This window comes from Streptomyces malaysiensis subsp. malaysiensis (assembly GCF_040653035.1).
Taxonomy (GTDB): domain Bacteria; phylum Actinomycetota; class Actinomycetes; order Streptomycetales; family Streptomycetaceae; genus Streptomyces; species Streptomyces malaysiensis.
On the sequence record NZ_JBEZNG010000001.1, the window covers coordinates 837,782 to 857,958 of the forward strand.

General features: G+C 70.9%; 17 protein-coding genes. 7 read left to right on the plus strand and 10 right to left on the minus strand.

The features are described from left to right. Window positions 1-55 precede the first annotated feature (55 nt). Together pth and AB0E24_RS03710 are read left to right on the plus strand one after the other, a co-directional pair. Window positions 56-646 carry an aminoacyl-tRNA hydrolase gene (gene pth, locus AB0E24_RS03705; RefSeq protein WP_069864726.1) on the plus strand — a complete coding sequence of 197 codons (591 nt, stop codon included), beginning with the start codon at window positions 56-58 and terminating at the stop codon, window positions 644-646. 69 nt (window positions 647-715) lie between these two features. Continuing rightward, window positions 716-1,234, plus strand: coding sequence for a hypothetical protein (locus AB0E24_RS03710; protein WP_093704900.1), 519 nt, complete (start codon window positions 716-718; stop codon window positions 1,232-1,234). Window positions 1,235-1,664: 430 nt separating this feature from the next. Here the strand turns inward: AB0E24_RS03710 and ppc are convergent, their stop codons facing one another. After that, window positions 1,665-4,385, minus strand: a complete 2,721-nt coding sequence (gene ppc, locus AB0E24_RS03715; RefSeq protein WP_069864728.1) for a phosphoenolpyruvate carboxylase — start codon at window positions 4,383-4,385, stop codon at window positions 1,665-1,667. Between the two features lie 245 nt (window positions 4,386-4,630). Here ppc and AB0E24_RS03720 point away from each other — a divergent pair, with 245 nt between their 5' ends. Both AB0E24_RS03720 and AB0E24_RS03725 read left to right on the plus strand, forming a co-directional pair. Beyond that, window positions 4,631-5,611: an acyl-CoA desaturase gene (locus tag AB0E24_RS03720; RefSeq protein WP_359374678.1), complete on the plus strand. Its 981-nt coding sequence runs from the start codon at window positions 4,631-4,633 to the stop codon at window positions 5,609-5,611. After that, window positions 5,608-6,318 (plus strand): TetR/AcrR family transcriptional regulator, encoded by a 711-nt coding sequence (locus AB0E24_RS03725; protein ID WP_069864731.1) that lies wholly within the window; start codon window positions 5,608-5,610, stop codon window positions 6,316-6,318. The genes AB0E24_RS03720 and AB0E24_RS03725 overlap by 4 nt, the downstream gene beginning before the upstream one ends. Window positions 6,319-6,352: 34 nt before the next feature. Here AB0E24_RS03725 and AB0E24_RS03730 read toward each other — a convergent pair whose 3' ends face one another. Beyond that, window positions 6,353-6,715 carry a VOC family protein gene (locus AB0E24_RS03730; RefSeq protein WP_147966957.1) on the minus strand — a complete coding sequence of 121 codons (363 nt, stop codon included), beginning with the start codon at window positions 6,713-6,715 and terminating at the stop codon, window positions 6,353-6,355. After that, the gene (locus tag AB0E24_RS03735; RefSeq protein ID WP_079258731.1) at window positions 6,712-7,536 is read right to left on the minus strand and encodes a trans-aconitate 2-methyltransferase; all 825 of its coding nucleotides are present in this window, start codon (window positions 7,534-7,536) and stop codon (window positions 6,712-6,714) included. Before AB0E24_RS03735 ends, AB0E24_RS03730 begins: the two co-directional genes overlap by 4 nt. Window positions 7,537-7,669: 133 nt before the next feature. On the opposite strand from AB0E24_RS03735, the gene AB0E24_RS03740 reads away from it, so the two are divergent. Further along, window positions 7,670-8,167: a MarR family winged helix-turn-helix transcriptional regulator gene (locus AB0E24_RS03740; protein WP_069864737.1), complete on the plus strand. Its 498-nt coding sequence runs from the start codon at window positions 7,670-7,672 to the stop codon at window positions 8,165-8,167. Here the strand turns inward: AB0E24_RS03740 and AB0E24_RS03745 are convergent. The 4 genes from AB0E24_RS03745 to galT form a co-directional block, all read right to left on the minus strand. Then, window positions 8,126-9,004 (minus strand): response regulator transcription factor, encoded by an 879-nt coding sequence (locus tag AB0E24_RS03745; RefSeq protein ID WP_100809231.1) that lies wholly within the window; start codon window positions 9,002-9,004, stop codon window positions 8,126-8,128. The two genes, AB0E24_RS03740 and AB0E24_RS03745, sit on opposite strands and share 42 nt — an antisense overlap. Window positions 9,005-9,378: 374 nt before the next feature. Beyond that, window positions 9,379-10,581: a galactokinase gene (gene galK, locus AB0E24_RS03750; protein WP_099014699.1), complete on the minus strand. Its 1,203-nt coding sequence runs from the start codon at window positions 10,579-10,581 to the stop codon at window positions 9,379-9,381. After that, on the minus strand, window positions 10,578-11,555 hold the full coding sequence (gene galE, locus AB0E24_RS03755; protein WP_079258729.1) for a UDP-glucose 4-epimerase GalE: 978 nt from the start codon (window positions 11,553-11,555) through the stop codon (window positions 10,578-10,580). The genes galK and galE overlap by 4 nt, the downstream gene beginning before the upstream one ends. Next, complete coding sequence (galT, locus tag AB0E24_RS03760) at window positions 11,552-12,595, minus strand: galactose-1-phosphate uridylyltransferase (protein ID WP_079258728.1); 1,044 nt, start codon at window positions 12,593-12,595, stop codon at window positions 11,552-11,554. Before galT ends, galE begins: the two co-directional genes overlap by 4 nt. A 162-nt stretch (window positions 12,596-12,757) precedes the next feature. Between galT and AB0E24_RS03765 the strand changes: the two genes are divergently transcribed. Together AB0E24_RS03765 and AB0E24_RS03770 are read left to right on the plus strand one after the other, a co-directional pair. After that, window positions 12,758-14,428, plus strand: a complete 1,671-nt coding sequence (locus AB0E24_RS03765) for a sodium:solute symporter family protein (protein ID WP_069864745.1) — start codon at window positions 12,758-12,760, stop codon at window positions 14,426-14,428. 27 nt (window positions 14,429-14,455) lie between these two features. Beyond that, entirely contained in the window at window positions 14,456-14,833 is a 378-nt protein-coding gene (locus tag AB0E24_RS03770) for a hypothetical protein (protein ID WP_251770761.1), read from the plus strand. Window positions 14,834-14,899: 66 nt separating this feature from the next. On the opposite strand, the gene AB0E24_RS03775 is transcribed toward AB0E24_RS03770, so the two are convergent. The 3 genes from AB0E24_RS03775 to AB0E24_RS03785 form a co-directional block, all read right to left on the minus strand. After that, entirely contained in the window at window positions 14,900-15,631 is a 732-nt protein-coding gene (locus AB0E24_RS03775) for a response regulator transcription factor (protein ID WP_079258726.1), read from the minus strand. Window positions 15,632-15,894: 263 nt separating this feature from the next. Further along, window positions 15,895-17,784: a hypothetical protein gene (locus tag AB0E24_RS03780; protein ID WP_359374685.1), complete on the minus strand. Its 1,890-nt coding sequence runs from the start codon at window positions 17,782-17,784 to the stop codon at window positions 15,895-15,897. Between the two features lie 389 nt (window positions 17,785-18,173). Next, window positions 18,174-19,994 (minus strand): ABC-F family ATP-binding cassette domain-containing protein, encoded by a 1,821-nt coding sequence (locus AB0E24_RS03785; protein WP_069864753.1) that lies wholly within the window; start codon window positions 19,992-19,994, stop codon window positions 18,174-18,176. Window positions 19,995-20,177 lie beyond the last annotated feature (183 nt).

Genomic DNA, 20,177 nt, shown 5'->3' on the forward strand with positions numbered 1-20,177 from the left:
CGGCGGCGCCGGCCAGGGGGTGGGGCGGCGGCCGTCCTCGAGGAGAGACATCCAGATGACGGACGACACGAGCCCCTGGCTTGTGGTGGGCCTCGGCAACCCCGGAGGCGAGTACGCGGGCAACCGCCACAACGTCGGCTTCATGGTGGCCGATCTGCTGGCCGAGCGCATGGGTGCCCGTTTCAAGGCGCACAAGTCGCGGGCCCAGGTCGTCGAGGGCCGGGTCGGCCCGCCCGGACCGGCGAGCCGCCGCGTCGTGATCGCCAAGCCGATGTCCTTCATGAACCTCTCGGGCGGCCCGGTCACCGCGCTGCGCGACTTCTACAAGGTGCCGGTCGGTCATGTCGTGGCCGTCCACGACGAGTTGGACATCGACTACGGTGCGCTGCGGCTGAAGCTCGGCGGGGGTGACAATGGCCACAATGGCCTGAAGTCGATCACCAAATCGCTGGGTGCGGACTACTTCCGGGTGCGCTTCGGAATCGGCCGTCCACCCGGCCGGATGGATGTCGCGGCGTTCGTGCTGAAGGACTTTTCCGCCGCGGAGCGCAGGGAGTTGGACTATTTCGTGGACCGTGCGGCGGACGCGGTGGAGACGCTCATCGCGGACGGGCTGGAGCGCGCGCAGGGTACGTACAACTCCTGAAAAACGTTGTTCGCCCGTTTGTTCGGCGGAAGGTTGACCGGCGGCCCGGGGATGGCGAGGATCGCCGCCATGGCTTTCACCGGTGTGACCAAGCGCAGCCGTGGCCGGCGGGCGGGCGAGAGCGCGTACGGACTTCTGCTGATCGCTAAGAACGTGACGATGGTGCTCGTCGCGGCGCTGATCCTGGCCGCCGGGGTGTGGTCCTCCTGGGGCGACGCCAAGCCCACGATGCTCACCAAGGGGCTCGAGCGCGGCACGGTCGCGGTCTCCGACTGCGACGACGAATGGTGCACCGGCTCCTTCACCCCGGCCGAAGCGGGCGGCAAGGCACATGGCCGGGTGCGGATCGACAAGGCGGTCACGGACGGGACGGGCGACCATGTGGCGGTTGCCCTCAAACCCGGCACCGACCACGCCGTCCGCACCGGCATCGCCGGCACCCTCCACGCCTGGGTCCCCTTCGGCGGCTCCCTCCTCCTCACCTCCCTGATCGTCGCCGGCGGCCTCCGCCTGCGCCGCACGGGCTGGGTCATGGGCCTACTGGGCGCGGCACTACTGGGCGCGTCCTTCGCCACGCTTACGCTGTAGCGCTACCCCGACCCCCCGTCCTCGTACACTCACCCTCCGTCCCGGGACCACCCCACCGCGGCGTGAACCGGCCCCGTGGCACGGACAGCTCGGCACCGCCGAACACCAACGTGGGGGTCCTCGCCATCGCGGCGGGAAAAGGAGCCATCCCACCGTGGCGTGACCGGTCCCGTGGCGCGGGCCGCTCGGCACCGCCGGAGACCATCGTGAGGGTCCTCACCGCCGCGGCGGAAAAGAAGTCACCCCGCCATCGTGCAACCGGTCGCGTGGCCCAGGGCATGGCGTGCCCACCGCGGGGGCGTGCGGCAGCGGCGGAGGCTGCTGCCTGGCTGGGGGGCCGGGGGCGGAGCCCCCGGGAATACTTGTTACCCATACACGGCGGGTGGGCCCGCTCCCTGAGGGAGCGGGCCCGCCCGCCGTCGCGCCGTGTTCAACCCGTGTTGCGGAGGCCCGCCGCGACGCCGTTGACCGTGAGGAGGAGCGCGCGGCCGAGCAGCGGGTCGGGCTCCTCGCCCCGTTCGCGCGCGGTGCGCTGGCGGTGCAGCAGGGTCACCTGGAGGTACGAGATCGGGTCGAGGTAGGCGTCCCGGACGTGGAAGGTCTGCTTCAGCACCGGGTTGGAGTCGAGGAGCTCCCGCTCACCGGTGATGCGCAGCACTTCCCGCACCGTCAGCTCGTGCTCCTCCTGGATCACCTCGAAGACGTGCTTCAGCTCGTCGGGGACCAGCGTGTCCACGTAGTGCTGGGCGATCCGCAGGTCCGTCTTGGCCAGCGTCATCCCGACGTTGGAGAGGAAGTTGCGGAAGAAGTGCCAGTGCTGGTGCATCTCGTCCAGGACGCCGTCGAGCCCGGCCTCGCGGGCGGCCTCGAGGCCGGAGCCGACGCCGAACCAGCCGGGGACGATCTGCCGGGACTGGGTCCAGCCGAACACCCACGGGATGGCCCGCAGCCCGTCGAGGCCGGCGCCGGAGTCGGGGCGGCGGGAGGGCCGGGAGCCCAGGTGGAGCTCGGCGAGCTGGTCGACCGGGGTGGAGGCGAAGAAGTACGCGGGCAGGTCGGGGTCGTCCACGAGCGCGCGGTAGGCGCCGTGGGCGGCCTCGGAGACCGTCTCCATGGCCGCGTCCCAGCGGGCGAGCGCCTCGACGGACTGGCGGGGCGCGGTGTGCAGGGCGGACGCCTGGAGCGTGGCGGCGACCGTGAGCTCCAGGTTCTCGCGGGCGAGCGAGGGCACGAGGTACTTGTCGGAGATGACCTCGCCCTGCTCGGTGACCTTGATCTCGCCTTCGAGGGTGCCCCACGGCTGGGCGAGGATCGCGTCGTGGGTGGGGCCTCCGCCGCGGCCGACGGTGCCGCCGCGGCCGTGGAAGAGCCGCAGCCGTACGCCGTGCCGGTGGGCGACATCGCGCAGCAGCCGCTGGGCGCGGTGGATCTCCCACTGGGAGGTGGTGATGCCGCCGAACTTGGACGAGTCGGAGTAGCCGAGCATGACCTCCTGGACATCGCCGCGGAGGGCGACGAGCCGCCGGTAGGAGGGGTCGGCGAGCATCTCGTCGAGGAGCTTGTCGGCGATCTTGAGCTCTTCGGTGGTCTCCAGCAGCGGAACGATGCCGATCTTGGCCCAGCCCGCGTGGAGGTCGATCAGCCCGGCCTCGCGGGCGAGGACAGCGGCGGCGAAGACATCGTCGGAGCCCTGGCACATGGAGATGATGTAGGACTCCACGATCTCGGGGCCGAAGCGCTCGAAGGATTCGCGAATGGTGTGGAAGACGCCGAGGGTCTTGGCACCGGCGGCGTCGAGGGGCGCCGGGGTGGGGGCGAGCGGGCGCCGGGAGCGCAGTTCCTTGGCGAGCAGCTTGCGGCGGTAGTCGCGCGGCATGTCGGCGTAGCGCCAGGATTCCTCGCCGAGCCGGTCGAAGAGCTGGCCGAGGGCGTGGTGGTGGGCGTCGGCGTGTTCGCGGACGTCCATCGTGGCGAGCTGGAGGCCGAAGGCCGCGAGGGTGCGGATGGAGCGTTCGAGCCGACCGCCGGCGATGAGCTGACCGCGGTGGGCGCGCAGGGAGTCCTGGATGAGGTGGAGGTCGGCGAGGAGTTCGCCGGAGCCGAGGTAGTCGCGGCCGGGCTGGTGCGGGGTGTCCCCGGCGAGCCGCTCACGGGTGTTGACGAGCTTCTGCCGCATGCAGGTGGCCTTGAGCCGGTAGGGCTCCTCGGCGTTGAGCCGCTTGTAGCGCGGGCTGATCTCCGGCAGCTGTTCGAGGTCGCGCTGGAGGGAGGCGAGGAGCTCCTCGGAGGCGCCGGTGTTGCGGATGGAGCTGGAGAGCGCGGCGCGCAGATCGTCGATGATCTCCAGCGCGTCGGTGATGCCGTGCTCATGCTGGAGGATCAGCACGTCGCGGGTCACCTCGGGGGTGACATTGGGGTTGCCGTCGCGGTCGCCGCCGATCCAGGTGCCGAAGGTGAGGGGGCGGGTGGTGGCGGGCAGTTCGACGCCGACGCGCTCGAGCTCGGCGCTGAGGTCCTCCAGCACATCGCCGACGGCGCCCGCGTGCAGCTCGTCCAGGTAGTAGATGGCGTTGCGGGCCTCGTCGGCGGGTTCGGGACGGGCGACCCGCAGCTCGTCCGTCTGCCAGAGCAGGTCGATGTTCTCGGCGAGCCGCAGATCGGCGCGGCGGGCGTCGCCGCTGACGGCGAGGGTGTCGAGCAGTTCGGCGATGCGGCGCAGCTTGGTGAGGACCGTGCGGCGGGCGGCCTCGGTGGGGTGGGCGGTGAAGACGGGACGTACGCCCAGGTTGGCGACGGTCTGCCGGAGGTGCTCGGGATCGGCGTCCTTGAGCTGGTCGGCGGTGCGGGCGAGGATGCCGCCCTCGGCGGCGCGGCGGGCGCGCAGCTCGCGGCCGCGGTGCACCTGTTCGGTGACGTTCGCCAGGTGGAAGTAGGTGGAGAAGGCGCGGACCAGCTTGGCGGCGGTCTGGAGGTCGGTGGAGCCGAGCAGTTCGGCGGCGGCCTCGCCGTCACTGCGGGTGAGGGCACGGACGCGCTCGACCAGTTCGAGGAGGCCAGGTCCCTCCTGGCGGACGAGGGTCTCGCCGAGCAGGTCACCCAAACGGCGGATATCGGCACGCAGGGCGGCATTGGTGTGGTCGGCACTGCTCACAGGTGCGGGCTCCTTGCAGTGAACGGAGTTCGAAGCGCGGCATCAGGGCTTGCGCGGCGGGCGCCGCGGGCTGCTGACCCGGTGCTTTCGGCCATGTGCGGACCGCGCTGTCCGACGCCCCCAGGATAGGCGGCACACCCCTGGGAGAAACCAGAGCCCTATTGCCCCGCTTCCCGGCCCTGCCATACTTACGACGCCGTAGGTTACGGATCCGTAGCCATGCCCCGAGCCCCACGAGGGATCCCATGACTGCAAGCCCCGACGTGGTCAATGACACGCCGAAGGCCCCGGAGGCCCCGATTCCCTCCGCCACGCTCGGCGGGGACAACAAGCGCTCCATCGAACAGATCACCTTGCTCCTGTTCATCACCGTCCCCTTCGTCGCGCTGGTCGCGGCGATTCCCCTGGCCTGGGGCTGGGGGGTCAGCTGGCTGGATCTGGCGCTGCTGGTGTCGATGTACTTCATCGGCTGCCACGGCATCACGATCGGCTTCCACCGCTACTTCACCCATGGCTCGTTCAAGGCGAAGCGGCCGCTGCGGATCGCGCTGGCGATCGCCGGGTCGCTGGCCGTGGAGGGTCCGCTGGTCCGCTGGGTGGCCGATCACCGCAAGCACCACAAGTTCTCCGACGCGGAGGGCGACCCGCACTCCCCGTGGCGGTACGGCGAGACCATTCCGGCCCTGTTGAAGGGGTTGTGGTGGGCGCATATCGCCTGGATGTTCGATGAGGAGCAGACCCCGCAGTACAAGTACGCACCGGATCTGATCAAGGACGGTGCCGTCCGGGCGGTCTCCCGGCAGTTCGTGGTGTGGACCGTGGTCTCGCTGATGCTGCCCCCGCTGATCGGCGGACTGGCCACCTGGTCCTGGCAGGGCGCGTTGACCGCCTTCTTCTGGGGGTCCCTCGTCCGGGTTGCCCTGCTGCACCATGTGACCTGGTCGATCAACTCGATCTGCCATGCGGTGGGCAAGCGCCCGTTCAAGTCGCGGGACCGCTCCGGCAATGTGTGGTGGCTGGCGGTGCTCTCGTGCGGCGAGTCCTGGCACAACCTGCACCACGCGGACCCGACCTGCGCCCGGCACGGTGTGATGAAGGGGCAGCTGGACTCCAGCGCCCGGATCATCCGCTGGTTCGAGAAGGCGGGCTGGGCGTATGACGTCCGGTGGCCCAGCCAGGCCCGTATCGATGCCCGCCGTCAGGAGGAGACCGCCGGAGCGGCATGATGGAGAGCGTGGCGACCGACAGTGATACCAGCGGTGAAAAGGACCGGCCGGGCCGGGCCGGCCGGTCCTCCGGAACCGGGACCCGGCGGCCCCGCCGGGTCCGGATGACCGGCAAGGAGCGCCGGGAGCAGCTGCTGGACATCGGTCGCACGCTCTTCGCCGAGCGTGGCTTCGAAGGCACCTCGGTGGAGGAGATCGCGGCGAAGGCCGGGGTCTCCAAGCCGGTGGTGTACGAGCACTTCGGCGGCAAGGAGGGGCTGTACGCGGTCGTCGTGGACCGTGAGATGCGGCGGATGCTGGACATGGTCACCACATCGCTGACCGCGGGCCATCCGCGGGAGCTGTGCGAACAGGCCACATTCGCCCTCCTGGACTACATCGAGGAGTACACGGACGGCTTCCGGATCCTGGTCCGCGACTCCCCCGTCGCCCAGTCGACGGGCACCTTCGCCTCGCTGATCAGCGATATCGCCACCCAGGTGGAGGACATCCTGGGCCTGGAGTTCAAGGCCCGCGGCTTCGACCCCAAACTGGCCCCGCTCTACGCGCAGGCGCTCGTGGGCATGGTGGCGCTGACGGGCCAGTGGTGGCTGGACGTCCGCAAACCGAAGAAGGCCGAGGTCGCCGCCCACCTGGTCAACCTCGCCTGGCACGGCCTGGACGGGCTGGAACCGAAACCGCGCCTGATAGGCCACCGCAAGAGCTGACGACGGGGATCCGCGATCACCCGATCGGGTGATATCACCCGATCGGCTCCAGGAATTCCAGCCGGTTGCCGACCGGGTCCTCGGAGTAGAGGCGGCGGTAGCCCGGCAGCTCCTCGTTCCAGACGACCGGGGCGCCGTATGCGGTGAGGCGGGCGGCGAAGGCGTCGATGTCCGTGACCCTCAGGCCGGGGTGGGCCTTGCGGGAGGGGCGGAAGTCCGGGTCGATGCCGAGATGCAGCTGGACCGGGCCGTGGGCGAACCACAGGCCGCCGTTCGCCGCCAGGGCGGCCGGTTTGGGGACTTCGGTCATGCCGAGCGTCTCGCCGTAGTAGGCACGCAGCGCGGGCTCACTGGCCGGTGGGGCTGCGAGTTGGACGTGGTCGAGGGCCGCGATCATCGGTGGGCCGGGCGGGCCACGACGAAGATCCGGCGGAAGGGGAAGGCCGTGCCGTGCGGGCCGGTGGGGTAGGCGTCGCGGAGGAGGGCGGCGTAGGTGGCGAGGAAGCGGTCGCGGGCGGCCGGGTCGTCGGCGAGGGCGGTCAGGACCGGGCGCAGGGCGGTGCCCTTGACCCAGTCGAGGACCGGGTCGGGGCCGGTCAGGACCTGCACATAGGTGGTCTCCCAGGCGTCGACCTCGCAGCCGAGGGCGGCCAGGCGCTCCAGGTACTCGGTGGGCTCCAGGACGGAGGCCGGGTCGCGGAGGTGGTCGGCGAGGCGGTCGCGCCACTCGGGGGCGTTGCACAGGTCGCGCAGCAGGGTGTGGCTGGGGGCGGTGAAGTTGCCGGGGACCTGGAAGGCGAAGGTGCCGCCGGGGCGCAGTCCGGTCAGCCAGGTCCGGAAGGAGTCGGCGTGGCCGGGGGCCCACTGGAGGGCGGCGTTGGAGACGATCAGGTCGTAGGGCTCGTCGGGCGCCCAGCCGCGCACATCGGCGCGGCGGAGGTCGAGGCGGCCACCGCCGGTGGTGGGGCCCGCGAGGGGCTGGGCCTCGGCGAGCATCTCGGCGGAGTTGTCCAGGCCGGTGACATGGGCGCCGGGCCAGCGGTCGAAGAGCAGCACGGTGACATTGCCGGGGCCGCAGCCCAGGTCGGCGATGCGGGGCGGGCGGCCGGGGTCGGTGGGCAGCTCGGGGACGCGGGCCAGCAGGTCCAGGAAGGGCCGGGTGCGGTGGCCGGCATGGCGCAGATACTGCCGGGGATCCCAGTTGGGCGCGGTGGTCATGGTCTTCCCCCTGTGGGTACGGTCGGTATGGGACGCCGTGGCCGCCATGTCTCGGCCCCGCGCCTTACCGTGGTCCACGGTATCTCTTGATGTCAAGAGACTTCATGTCGACAGACCCACTACACTGATCGCCATGGAGGACGAGGTCGATCGGCTGGTCGCGGCGTGGCGGCGGGAACGCCCCGACCTCGATGTGGAACCGCTCGAAGTGCTCAGCCGGGTCAGCCGGCTCGCCCGCCATCTCGACCGGGCACGGCGGATCGCCTTCGCCGAGCACAATCTGGAGCCCTGGGAGTTCGACGTCCTGACCTCGCTGCGCCGGGCCGGGTCCCCGTATCAGCTCTCCCCCGGGCAGCTGCTGACCCAGACCCTGGTCACCTCGGGCACCATGACCAACCGCATCGACCGGCTCGCCAAGAAGGGGCTGGTCGAGCGGGGGCCCGACCCGAGCGACCGGCGCGGTGTGCTGGTCCGGCTGACCGCCGAAGGACGTGACCGCGCCGATCAGGCTCTGGCCGGGCTGCTGGACCATGAGCACGCCATCCTGGCCGAGCTCTCCCAGGCCCAGCGCGCCGAACTGGCCGCGCTGCTACGCCAGCTGACCGCCCCGTTCGACAATCTCCCCGGCTAGGTCGACCGGGCCCACGCCAGCGCGCCGGGCCAGCGCCACGGCCGCAAGCGTGGAGTGCACACCCAGCTTGCCCAGCACATTCTGCATATGGGTGCGGACGGTGTGCGGGGAGAGGAAGAGCCGCTCGGCGACGGCCTTACGGCCGAGCCCGGCCACCATGCAGCGCAGCACCTCCCGCTCACGCGGGGTCAGCGACTCGACCAGCCGCTCGCTTTCCGTGCGGTGCTTACGGGCGGCCGTCAACTCCCGCAGAACGCCGGTGAGCAGGGCGGGCGGCAGATGTGTCTCGTCCCGCAGCACCCCCCGGATGACCGCGAGCAGCCGGACCAGTGAGCAGTCCTTGGCGACCCAGCCGGACGCCCCGGCCTGGAGCGCCGCCGCCGCGCGGCGCGGCTCGTCGCGCTCGGCCAGCACCACGGTGCGCACCCCAGGCTGTGCGGAGCGGACCGCGCCGACGAGCGATATACCGTCGGCCGCCCGGCCGTTCACCGCCCGGGTGGGGCCGCCGTGCGGCCCGCCATGGGCACCGCCGTACGGCCCGCCATGCGGCCCGCCATGGATGCCGGTGTGCGGTGTGCCGTTGGCCCCGCCGTAGACCGGCTCGGCCGACGCGTGGAGCGGTGGCCCCACGCCATCGGCGGCCGTGCCCAGATCGGCGTCGACCAGCAGAACGTCGAAGCGGCGCCCCTCGGCCGCCGCGCGCTCCAGACAGCGCAGCGCCGCCGGGCCGCTTCCGGCCGCCGCCACGTCCACGTCCTGCTCCGCCGCGAGGGCGGCCGCCAAGGACTCGGCGAAAATACGATGGTCGTCGACCACGAGAACCCGAATACGTGCCACGAACAACCCCCCACGTCGCCGGATGAAGATCCCGGATACACCGAGAAACAGTGCGGGTACGGCGCCCGGCGCAAGGTCACCACAACCCGCACGGCCGCCGCCGTGCTCTGATTGCTACCCCGCCCCGGGCGTCGTACCTGACTGTCTCGCCCCCTGATAAGCGTCGGCCCCCACCGACGCTGTACTCAGAGTAAGGCCGTGGTCTCATATCGGAAGCGGATTAGCGAAACTGACCGCTCTCGGCTGTTCACTGTGCGTTTCTTGTTCGCTCTTGAGGAGTCGGTGATCTACGAGCGATGGAAATCCACCGAGAAGCGATCAAGGGGGATGGTGCGACGGCCCGGCTCCCCGGTTTCAGCCGTCGCACCCGCCCCTCACAGCCCTCGCGCCCCCGCGCTGGGCACCGCCGGGAAGATCCGCGGAGCCCGGTGGCCGGCCACGCCGAACGCCTCGGTCACCGCCTTGCTCACCGCCTCCGCGTCCCCCTCCGCCACCAGCACGATGGCCGAGCCACCGAAGCCGCCGCCGGTCATCCGCGCCCCGAGCGCACCCGCCGCGTTCGCCGTCTCCACGACGAGGTCGAGCTCGGCGCAGGAGATCTCGAAGTCGTCGCGGCAGGAGGCGTGCCCGGCGGTCAGCACCGGTCCGATGGACCGGGTGTCCCCCGCGTCCAGCCGCTCGATGACCTCCTCCACCCTGCGGTCCTCGGTGACCACATGGCGCACCCGGCGCCGGGTGACCGCGTCGCAGCCCAGCCGCTCCAGCTCGGCGAGCGCCGCCTCCAGCCCGTCGAAGGGCACATCGCGCAGCGCCCGCACCCCGAGCGCCCGCGCGGCCGCCTCGCAGGCGGCCCGCCGGTTCGCATAGGCGCCGTCGCCCAGTTCGTGCTTGACGCGGGTGTCCACGACCAGCAGCCGCAGCCCCTCCGCCGCCAGGTCGAACGGCACCTGACGCTGGGTGAGATCACGGGCGTCGAGGAAGAGGGCGTGCCCCTCGGTGCAGCACGCCGACGCCATCTGGTCCATGATCCCGCAGGGCACGCCCACGAACGCGTTCTCCGCGCGCTGGCACAGCTGGGCGATGCGCGGCGGGGTGAGCCCCAGTCCGTACAGGTCGTTCAGCGCGGTGGCCGTGACGACCTCCAGCGCGGCGGACGACGAAAGGCCGGCGCCGGTGGGCACGGTGGACTCGAAGTGCAGCTCGGCACCGCCGGCCGCGCCCGTCAGCAGCCCCGCCTCGCGCAGCGCCCAGACCACTCCGGCCGGATAGGCCGCCCAGCCGCCGTGGTCGCCGCCGCCGGTGCCGTCCGCGACCGGCGTCAGCTCCTCGACCCGCAGCTCGACGACCCCGCCCGGGACGTCGCCCGAGTGCAGCCGCAGCACCCCGTCGGTACGCGGGGAGGCGGCGGCCAGGCAGGTGTGGGGCAGGGCGAGCGGCATCACGAAGCCGTCGTTGTAGTCGGTGTGCTCGCCGATCAGATTGACCCGGCCCGGCGCCGCCCAGACGCCGCCGGGCTCGGTGCCGTAGACCTCGCGGAACCCCGCCGTGACCCGCCCGGGGCCGTGCTCGTCCGTCACTGACTCTCCCTCCGCTGCGCGAACTCCCATGCGTCCGCGACGATTCCGGCCAGGTCGGCGCGGGTCGGGCGCCAGCCCAGGCGCTCCTTGGCACGCTCGGCGGAGGCCACCAGGACCGCCGGGTCGCCGCCGCGGCGCGGGGCGGCGATCTCCGGGATGGGGTGGCCGGTGACCTGGCGCACCGTCTCGATGACCTCGCGGACGGAGAAGCCGTTGCCGTTGCCGAGGTTGCAGATGAGGTGCTCGCCGGAGGAGGCCGCGCCGAGGGCGAGCAGATGGGCGTCGGCGAGGTCGGCGACGTGGATGTAGTCGCGGACGCAGGTGCCGTCGGGGGTGGCGTAGTCGTCGCCGAAGACGGAGATGGCCTCGCGCCGGCCCTGGGCGACCTGGAGCACCAGGGGGATGAGGTGGGACTCGGGGTCATGGCGCTCGCCGTAGGCCCCGTAGGCGCCCGCGACGTTGAAGTAGCGCAGGGAGACCGCGGCCAGACCGTGGGCGGCGCATTCACCGCTGATCATGTGGTCGACGGCCAGCTTGCTGGCCCCGTAGGGATTGGTGGGCGCGGTCGGGAGGTCCTCGGTGATCGGGACCTGGTCGGGTTCGCCGTAGGTGGCGGCGGTGGAGGAGAAGACGAGGGTGCGCACCCCGGCGTCGCGCATCGCGGCGAGCAGATCGGTGGTGCCGCCCACATTGTTGACCCAGTACTTCTCGGGGTTGACGACGGACTCGCCGACCTGGGAGAACGCCGCGAAGTGCAGAACGCCGTCATAGGAGGGGTCGAGCCACTTGGCGGCGTCCTGAATGCGGCCCTCGATGAACTCCGCGCCCTCGGGGACTCCGACGCGGTACCCGGTGGACAGGTCGTCGAGCACCGTCACCCGGTGCCCGGCTTCGAGCAGATGCGCCGCGACCACGCTGCCGACATAGCCGGCACCGCCGGTGACCAGGTACTTCTTCTGCTGCGCATTGCTCACTTGCTCGCTACCTCTCGCAGTCGTTCGGCCGCGGCCTCCGGCGGCACATCGTTGATGAACACATTCATGCCGGATTCGGAACCCGCGAGAAACTTCAGCTTGCCGGAAGTGCGGCGGATGGTGAAAAGCTCGAGGTGAAGTGCGAATTCACCGCGGTCGGTCAGGTGGTACGGCGCCTGGTGCCAGGCGGAGATGTAGGGCGTGGGCGGCTCACCTTCACCGAAAATCCGGTCGAAGCGCTTCAAGAGTTCCAGATACATCTGTGGAAACTCTGTGCGCGCGGCCTCGTCGAGCGCGGGCAGGTCCGGGACCCGCCGCTTCGGGTAGAGGTGCACCTCATAGGGCCAGTGGGCGGCGTACGGGACGAACGCGACCCAGTGCTCACCGTCGAGCACCACCCGGCGCCCGTCGGCCAGTTCATCGGCGACCACATCATCGAACAGATTCCGACCGGTGACCTCACGGTGCTCGCCGAGCGAACGGAGCATCAGCTGTGTGCGAGGCGTCACAAAGGGATAGCCGTAGATCTGGCCGTGCGGATGGCCGAGGGTGACGCCGATCTCCTTACCGCGGTTCTCGAAGCAGAAGACCTGCTCCACGGCGGGGTGGTGGGCCAGCTCGGCGGTGCGGTCGGTCCAGGCGTCGAGCACCAGCGCGGCCTGTTCGGCGTCGAGGTCGGCGAAGGAGGCGTCGTGGTCGGAGGTGAAGCACACGACCTCGCACCGGCCCGAGTCACCGGCCAGTGACGGAAAGCGGTTCTCGAAGACCACGACGTCGTAGTCGGCGGCGGGGATCTCGCTGTGCCGGCCCTCGCGGGAGGGGCACAGCGGGCATTCGTCGGCCGGCGGGTGGTAGGTGCGCGCCTGGCGGTGGGAGGCGACCGCGACCCGGTCGCCGAGCAGGCGGTCGTGCCGGATCTCCGAGCGGGTCGCGATGGGGTCGAGCGGCCGCTGGTCGACGGCGTCGCGCACCGCGTCGTCGCGCGCGTCGTAATAGATCAGCTCGCGTCCGTCCGCAAGCCGCGTCGCCGTCTTCTTCACTCCGCCAGCTCCTGTCAGATGCACCCAACACAACTCAACATAATGAACCACAAGCCAACAGCATCGTCAATGCACGGGGAAGGTGCTCGGACAAACCACAAGAATTCGGATACGTTCACCGAACGTTTCTGGTGCATTCCGTTCAGGCGATGAGGCGAGACCATGCACTATCTGGCAGAAGGGCTCCGGCTCCCCACCAATGCGCTCGACTACACGATCCTGATCCTCTATTTCGCCGTCGTCCTGGGCGTGGGATTCGCCGCCAGAGCGAGCGTCAAGACCAGCCTCGACTTCTTTCTCTCCGGCCGGTCGCTGCCCGCGTGGGTCACCGGCCTGGCCTTCGTCGCCGCGAATCTGGGCGCCCTGGAGATCCTGGGCATGGCCGCCAACGGCGCGCAGTACGGGGTGTACACCGTGCACTGGTACTGGGTCGGGGCCATTCCGGCCATGGTCTTTCTCGGCCTGGTGATGATGCCGTTCTACTACGGTTCCAAGGTACGGTCCGTGCCCGAGTTCCTGCTGCACCGCTACGGACCGTCCTCGCACCTCCTCAGCTCGATCATCTTCTCGGTGGCGTCGGTGCTGATCGCGGGGGTGAACCTCTACGCGATGGCGATCGTGGTGGAGGCGCTGCTCGGCTGGCCGCAGTGGGTGGCCATCGTGGTCGCGGGGCTCTTCGTGCTCGCGTACATCACACTGGGCGGGCTCTCCTCGGCGATCTACAACGAGGTGCTCCAGTTCTTCGTGATCCTGGCCGCCCTGATCCCGCTCACCGTCGTCGGCCTCAGGCGGATCGGCGGCTTCGGCGGGCTCAAGGACTCGCTCGTGGCCTCCCACGGCCCCAACTTCGTCTCCGCCTGGGGCGGCACCGGCATCGGCTCCGCCAACCCGCTGGGGGCCAACTGGCTGACCATCGTGCTGGGCCTCGGCTTCTGTCTGAGCTTCGGCTACTGGACGACCAACTTCGCCGAGGTGCAGCGCGCCCTGTCGGCCAGGAATCTCTCGGCCGCCCGGCGCACCCCGCTGATCGCCGCCTTCCCGAAGGTGTTCATCCCGCTGATCGTGGTGGTACCCGGGCTGATCTCCCTGGTCCTGCGGCCGGACATCGGCTCGAAGAAGAGCGGTCTCCAGTACAACGACGCGATTCCGCTGCTGATGAGCGAGCTGCTGCCGAACGGGGTGCTGGGGCTCGCGGTGACCGGGCTGCTGGCCGCCTTCATGGCGGGCATGGCGGCCAATGTGTCGTCCTTCAACACGGTCTTCACCCACGACATCTGGCGGGCGTACATCCGGCGGAACCGGTCGGACGGGTACTACCTGCTGACCGGGCGGGTGGTGACGGCGATCGGGGTGCTGGTCGGTATGGGCACGGCCTTCATCGCCTCCTCCTTCAGCAACATCATGAACTACCTCCAGACCCTGTTCTCGTTCTTCAACGTGCCGCTGTTCTGCGTCTTCATCATCGGGATGTTCTGGAGGCGGGCCACCGCACCGGCCGGGTTCTGGGGGCTGCTCTGCGGCACGCTCGCCGCGCTGATCAACTACTTCTGGCTCTACCGGGCGGACGTCATCTCCATCCCCAGCGACCAGGGCGCCAACTTCGTCTCCGCCATCGTGGCCTTCGTGGTCGGCGGGGTGGTGATGATCACGGTGACCCTGTTCACCGAGCCCAAGCCGGTGGAGTCGCTGGCCGGTCTGGTCTACGGCACCACCGCGCCCGGTGTGGCCGAGCCACCGGCGCCGGGCGACGAGGCGTGGTACCGGCGCCCGGCCGTGCTGGGCTGGAGCGCGCTGATCCTCGCGGCCGTGTGCTACATCCCGTTCTCGCTGTGACCCTCCGGCGGACAAGGAGTCCACACCATGAGTGAGGAGTACGAATACCGGCACGAGGTCGAGGAGCTGGCGGAGAAGTCGGCGACCGCGGCCCGGCTGTTCGATGTGCGGCGCATCATCGGCGGGCTGTTCGTGGTCTACGGGATCATCGTCCTCATCGCCGGGTACACCGCCTCCGACGCGGATGTGAAGAAGGCGTCGGGCATCAACATCAACCTCTGGACCGGATGGTGCGTGCTCGCGGTCGGCCTGCTCTTCCTGCTCTGGATGAAGCTCAGGCCGCTGTCCGCCCCCGGGGCCGTGCCCAAGCCGGGTCCCTCCCGGCCCGGGAGCGAGCCGGGGGCCGGGACCGGGCCAGGAGCGGAGAACGGGCCGGGGACCGGCACCGGCACCGGGGAGGGCTGAGCGGCGCACGGGCCACCCCGCCGGTACGGCTGACGGCGCCGGTACGGGCTACGGCGGCAGCGCGCGCTACGGCGCCGACGCGGGCGGCCGGGGCGACGCGGGCGGCTGGGGCGGGGGCTCCTCGGTCGTACGGCGGGACGCGGCGCGGTCCAGCAGCCCGGTGCGCGCCGCCAGGGCCGCCGCCTCCAGCCGCGAGCCCACCCCGAGCTTCATCAGCACCCGCTGCACATGGGTGCGGGCCGTGCTGGGGGCGATCCCCATGCCCGCCGCGATCAGCCGGGTGTCCTCGCCCTCGGCGACCCGCACCAGCACCTCCACCTCGCGCGGGGTCAGCATGCGCAGCAGCCGGGCGCCCTCGTCGTCGGGCTGGGCCGCGGGGTTGAGCAGCTCCGCGAACGCCCCCTGGAGCAGCTGCGGCGCCACGGCCGCCTCGCCCGCCCGCGCCTTCATCATGGCGCGTTCGACACCCTCGATCCGCTCGTCGTGGCGCACATAGCCGGAGGCCCCGGCGGCGAAGGCGGCGGCTATTCCGCGCGGGCTCGGCACCGGGCCGAGCACCACCACCGCGACCTGCGGCCGCTCCTTCTTGATCCGCATCACCGGGTCGAACACCCCCGGTTCCGCGGGTGACGCCGTGCCCAGCAGGCACACCTCCGGCGCCCGGCTCACCACCAGGTCCGCCGCGCCCGCGCTCGGCGCCGCCGCGGCGAGCACCCGGTGCCCGCGCAGCTTCAGCGCCGAGGCGAGCGCCTCCGCGAGCAGACGGTGATCGTCGACCACCATGAGTCGCACGCCCATGAGCTCCCCCCATTCGCTCAGGGGGGAAAGCTACACGCTTGTTCGACGTTGCGCGCCCCTTACCGGGGAGAAGCCCCTCGGAATGCCGAAATCCCGGCCATTCGTGCCTACTTGACGTCCGGTTGACGCCCCAATCGGATCGCCGCGGCCGGGTTCCGCGGGGGCGCGCACCCCGGTGCTTCGCCGGCGCGCAAAGCGGCGGCCCCGCCCGTACGGTGGGTACGGGCGGGGCCGCCGTGGGGTGGTTCGGCGGACGCCGAGGGTCAGCTCGCGCCGAAGACGAGCGCCAGCGGGTCGTCCCGGTCGTAGGTGCCCGAGGGCTTGCTGGCGTAGACGTCGCTCAGGTAGAGGTGCTCCGCGGAGTAGATGATCTCCGAGTAGCTGGGGCTGAACTTCGACTCCAGCTCATGGCTGGTGACGGGGTTCTGGAGCAGCTTGGTCTTGGCGTACGACTTGGGGTCGATCCGCCAGACAGCGCCGCCTGCCTGCCAGGTGCTCTCCTGATAGGCGAGGACGGAGCCGTCCTCGTCGAGCCCGAGCGGGGTGAGCGCGGCGCCCTTGACCCCGTCGGTCTTCCCGATCGGCTTGCCGTTCTCCAGGCTGAAGGCCACGACCTCGTTGGCCGTCGCGGCGCTGGAGTCGGTGCGGTCCTCGGAGCCGAGGAAGAGGGTCTTGGCCGACTTGGAGACGGCGATCTTCCGGCAGCCCTCGACGTTGGTCGACTCGCACTTGGCGTCGTACTTGCCGTTCTCGGTGCCGATCTTGCCGAGCACCTTGCCGGCCTTGGCGCTGTCGTCGATGGACAGGAAGTCCGAGACCGCCGAGCCGGTCGAGTCACCGGCGTCCAGGCCGATCACCAGCGGGTCGGTGGAGGCGACATGGACGTAGTCGATGCCCTGCGAGACCTTGTAGGCCGACTTCACCGCGCCCGTCTTCGGGTTCAGCGTCTGGACCTGGATCTGCGGGTTGTCGTAGTCGCCGCAGCGGCGCACCGCGACCAGCTTGTCCTCGCCGCCCGCGTAGCCGTCGTCCGAGCACTGCTCGCCCGACTTGGGCTTCCACAGCGCCTGGCCCGAGCTGGACCAGGCGGCGCCGCCGCTGGTGCCGCCCGCGGCCACCGTGCCGCCGCCGATGGTGACCTCGTCGAAGGAGATCTTCGAGTCACCCTCCTTGACGTTCCGGTGCCACAGCATCTTGCCGTTCTTCAGGTCGAGCAGCCCGACCTCGGTGCAGCTGGGGTACTTGTCGGCGGCCGACGGCTTGGCCTCCTGGTAGAGGACCGTGGTCAGCCCGTCCTTGGTGAGATGGTCCGAGGACCAGCAGACCGCGCCGTCCAGCGGGATCGTCCACTTCGCGGCGCCGCCGCTCAGCGGATAGCCGACGATCTTGTAGACACCGGCCTTCACGAAGGCGTCGTCGGTGACCCACATGCCCTCGACGGTGACCTGGTCGGAGACCTTGGGCATCGGGACCTTGTTGAGCAGCTTGGCGTCGACGGCCTCGGCGGGCTTGTCCCCGCCGCCCGAGGAACCCTTCGAACCGCCCTGGCTGGACTGCTTGTCCTTGCCCTTGGCCTCGCTGCCGCCGCCGTCGTCGTCCTGGGTGGCGAACCAGATGCCACCGCCGATGATCAGGGCGACCGCGACCACGACGCTGACGATGATCGCCATGCGCTGCTTGGACTGGCCGGAGCCGCCGGGGCCGCCCGGGCCGGGGGCGCCGGGGTACTGGGCCTGCGGCGGCTGGCCGTACTGCGGCTGGCCGAATTGCGGCTGTCCGTAAGGCTGCTGACCGTACTGCGGCTGCCCGTAAGGCTGCTGGCCGGATGCGTACGGCGACGACGCGCCGCCCCGGGGCGGCTGGCCGTACGCCGGCTGCCCCGGGTAGCCGTAGCCGCCGGCGCCCTGCGGGGGCGTCTGCGGCGGCGCCGGCGGTGCCGACGGCGGCGGAGGCGGGGTCTGCGGCGGCTGACCGGGAGCCTGCGGCGGCTGACCGGGAGCCTGTGGCGGCTGGCCGGGGGCCTGCGGATAGCCGTAACCCTGCTGGCCCGGAGGCGGCGTGGGCGGCTGCTGCGGATAGCCGTAACCAGGATCCTGCGGCGCGCCGAAGCCACCCTGCGGCGGCTGGTTGGGCGGCGGAGGCGGCTGTGACATGCGAAGTCCTTCAGATGCGGGGCCCATCGACCGACCGGCCTCCCCCGCGATCCCGGTGGTTCAAAACCCTCCGGGAAGGAGCGAATCGGACAGGGCACCCCGCCATTGAGCGGAAGGCAGGCGGGAGTTCTTTGTATCACCCGTAAGGGGCGTTATAGGGACCAGTGCCCAGGTCATCGACCAGCTGAGACCGGCCTGTGACGCGACCGTTGCCAGGGCACGCGCCACCGCCGCACAACCTCTTCACACGATGCTTTCAGGCCACTCACATGGAGAGGCGGCCCGTCCGCTTGTCCGTTGTCCGCCTGCCGCCCGTCAACCGCTCATTCACCGCTTATCCGGCGCCCATCCGGCGCTCAGCCGGTGCTCGTGCGTTGCTCATCCGGCGCTCATGCGTCGTCGGCCAGCTCCAGCCAGCGGGTCTCCAGTTCGTCCCGCTCCCCCGTCAGCTCGCGCAGTTGGGCATCGAGCTCGGCGACCTTGGCGAAGTCCGTGGCGTGCTCGGCGATCCGGGTATGCAGCTCGGACTCCTGCCCGCTGATCCGGTCCAGGCGCCGCTCGATGCGCTGGAGTTCCTTCTTGGCGGCGCGCTGCTCGGCCGCCGACCGCTGCCGGGCGGCCTGTTCGTCGGTCTTCCGCTTGGCGGGCGCGGCGGCGGCCGGGGCGGCCGCGGCCAGCACCCGCTGCCGCCGCTCCAGGTACTCGTCCACACCGCGCGGCAGCATCCGCAAGGTGGCGTCGCCCAGCAGCGCGAGCACCCGGTCGGTGGTGCGCTCGATGAAGTAGCGGTCGTGGCTGATGACCACGAGCGAACCGGGCCAGCCGTCGAGTAGGTCCTCCAGCTGGGTCAGGGTCTCGATGTCCAGGTCGTTGGTGGGCTCGTCCAGGAAGAGCACATTGGGCTCGTCCATCAGCAGCCGCAGGATCTGGAGCCGGCGCCGCTCACCGCCGGACAGATCGCCGACCGGGGTCCACTGCTTCTCCTTGGTGAAGCCGAACTTCTCGCACAGCTGCGAGGCGGTCAGCTCCCGGCCCTTGCCGAGGTCGACCCGCTGCCGCACCTGCTCGACGGCCTCCAGGACCCGCAGGTTCGGGTCGAGTTCGGCGACCTCCTGCGACAGATACGCCAGCTTCACGGTCCTGCCGACCGCGATCCGGCCCCCGGCGGGCTGCCGTTCGCCCTCGCTGCGGGCGGCCTCGGACAGGGCGCGCAGCAGCGAGGTCTTGCCCGCGCCGTTCACCCCCACCAGGCCGATCCGGTCGCCGGGCCCCAGCTGCCAGGTCAGATGCTTGAGCAGCACCTTGGGCCCGGCGGTGACGGTCACGTCCTCCAGGTCGAAGACGGTCTTGCCGAGCCGGGAGTTCGCGAACCGCATCAGCTCGGCGCTGTCGCGGGGCGGCGGCACATCGGCGATCAGCGCGTTGGCCGCCTCGATACGGAAGCGGGGCTTGCTGGTACGGGCGGGGGCGCCACGGCGCAGCCAGGCGAGCTCCTTGCGCACCAGGTTCTGCCGCTTGGCCTCCTCGCTGGCGGCGATGCGCTCGCGCTCGGCGCGGGCGAAGACGTAGTCGCTGTAGCCGCCCTCGTACTCATGGACGGCGCCGCGCTGGACGTCCCACATCCGGGTGCAGACCTGGTCCAGGAACCAGCGGTCGTGGGTGACCACCACCAGGGCCGAGCGGCGGGCCCGCAGATGCCCGGCCAGCCAGGAGATGCCCTCGACGTCGAGGTGGTTGGTGGGCTCGTCGAGGACGATCAGGTCCTGCTCGGCGATCAGCAGCTTGGCGAGCGCGATACGGCGGCGCTCACCGCCGGACAGCGGGCCGATGACGGTATCGAGCCCCTGGGGGAAGGCCGGCAGGTCCAGCCCGCCGAACAGCCCGGTGAGCACATCCCGGATCTTGGCGTCACCGGCCCACTCGTGGTCGGCGAGATCGCCGATCACCTCATGGCGGATGGTGGCCCCGGGGTCCAGGGAGTCGTGCTGGGTGAGCACGCCGAGCCGCAGATCGCCGGAGTGGGTCACGCGGCCGTCGTCGGCGGGCTCCAGCTTGGCGAGGATCCGGATGAGCGTGGTCTTGCCGTCGCCGTTCCGGCCGACGACGCCGATGCGGTCGCCCTCGTTCACCCCGAGGGAGACGCCGTCCAGCAGCGCACGGGTGCCGTACACCTTGCCGACGGATTCAACGTTGACCAGGTTGGTCGCCATCACACTCCATTACGCGGATCGATCGGCATCCCAGGGTAGTCGCCGCGCGGAGCGCCTCGCTCAGGGCCTGGGGAGGCGCGACCTGGGGACCGGGACTCGGGCCCGACCGGCTGCGCCCTGGGGGCCGGGGCTGGGGCTCGGGCCCGGGGGCCAGGGCTGGGCTCCCGGGGCCAGGGCTCGGGC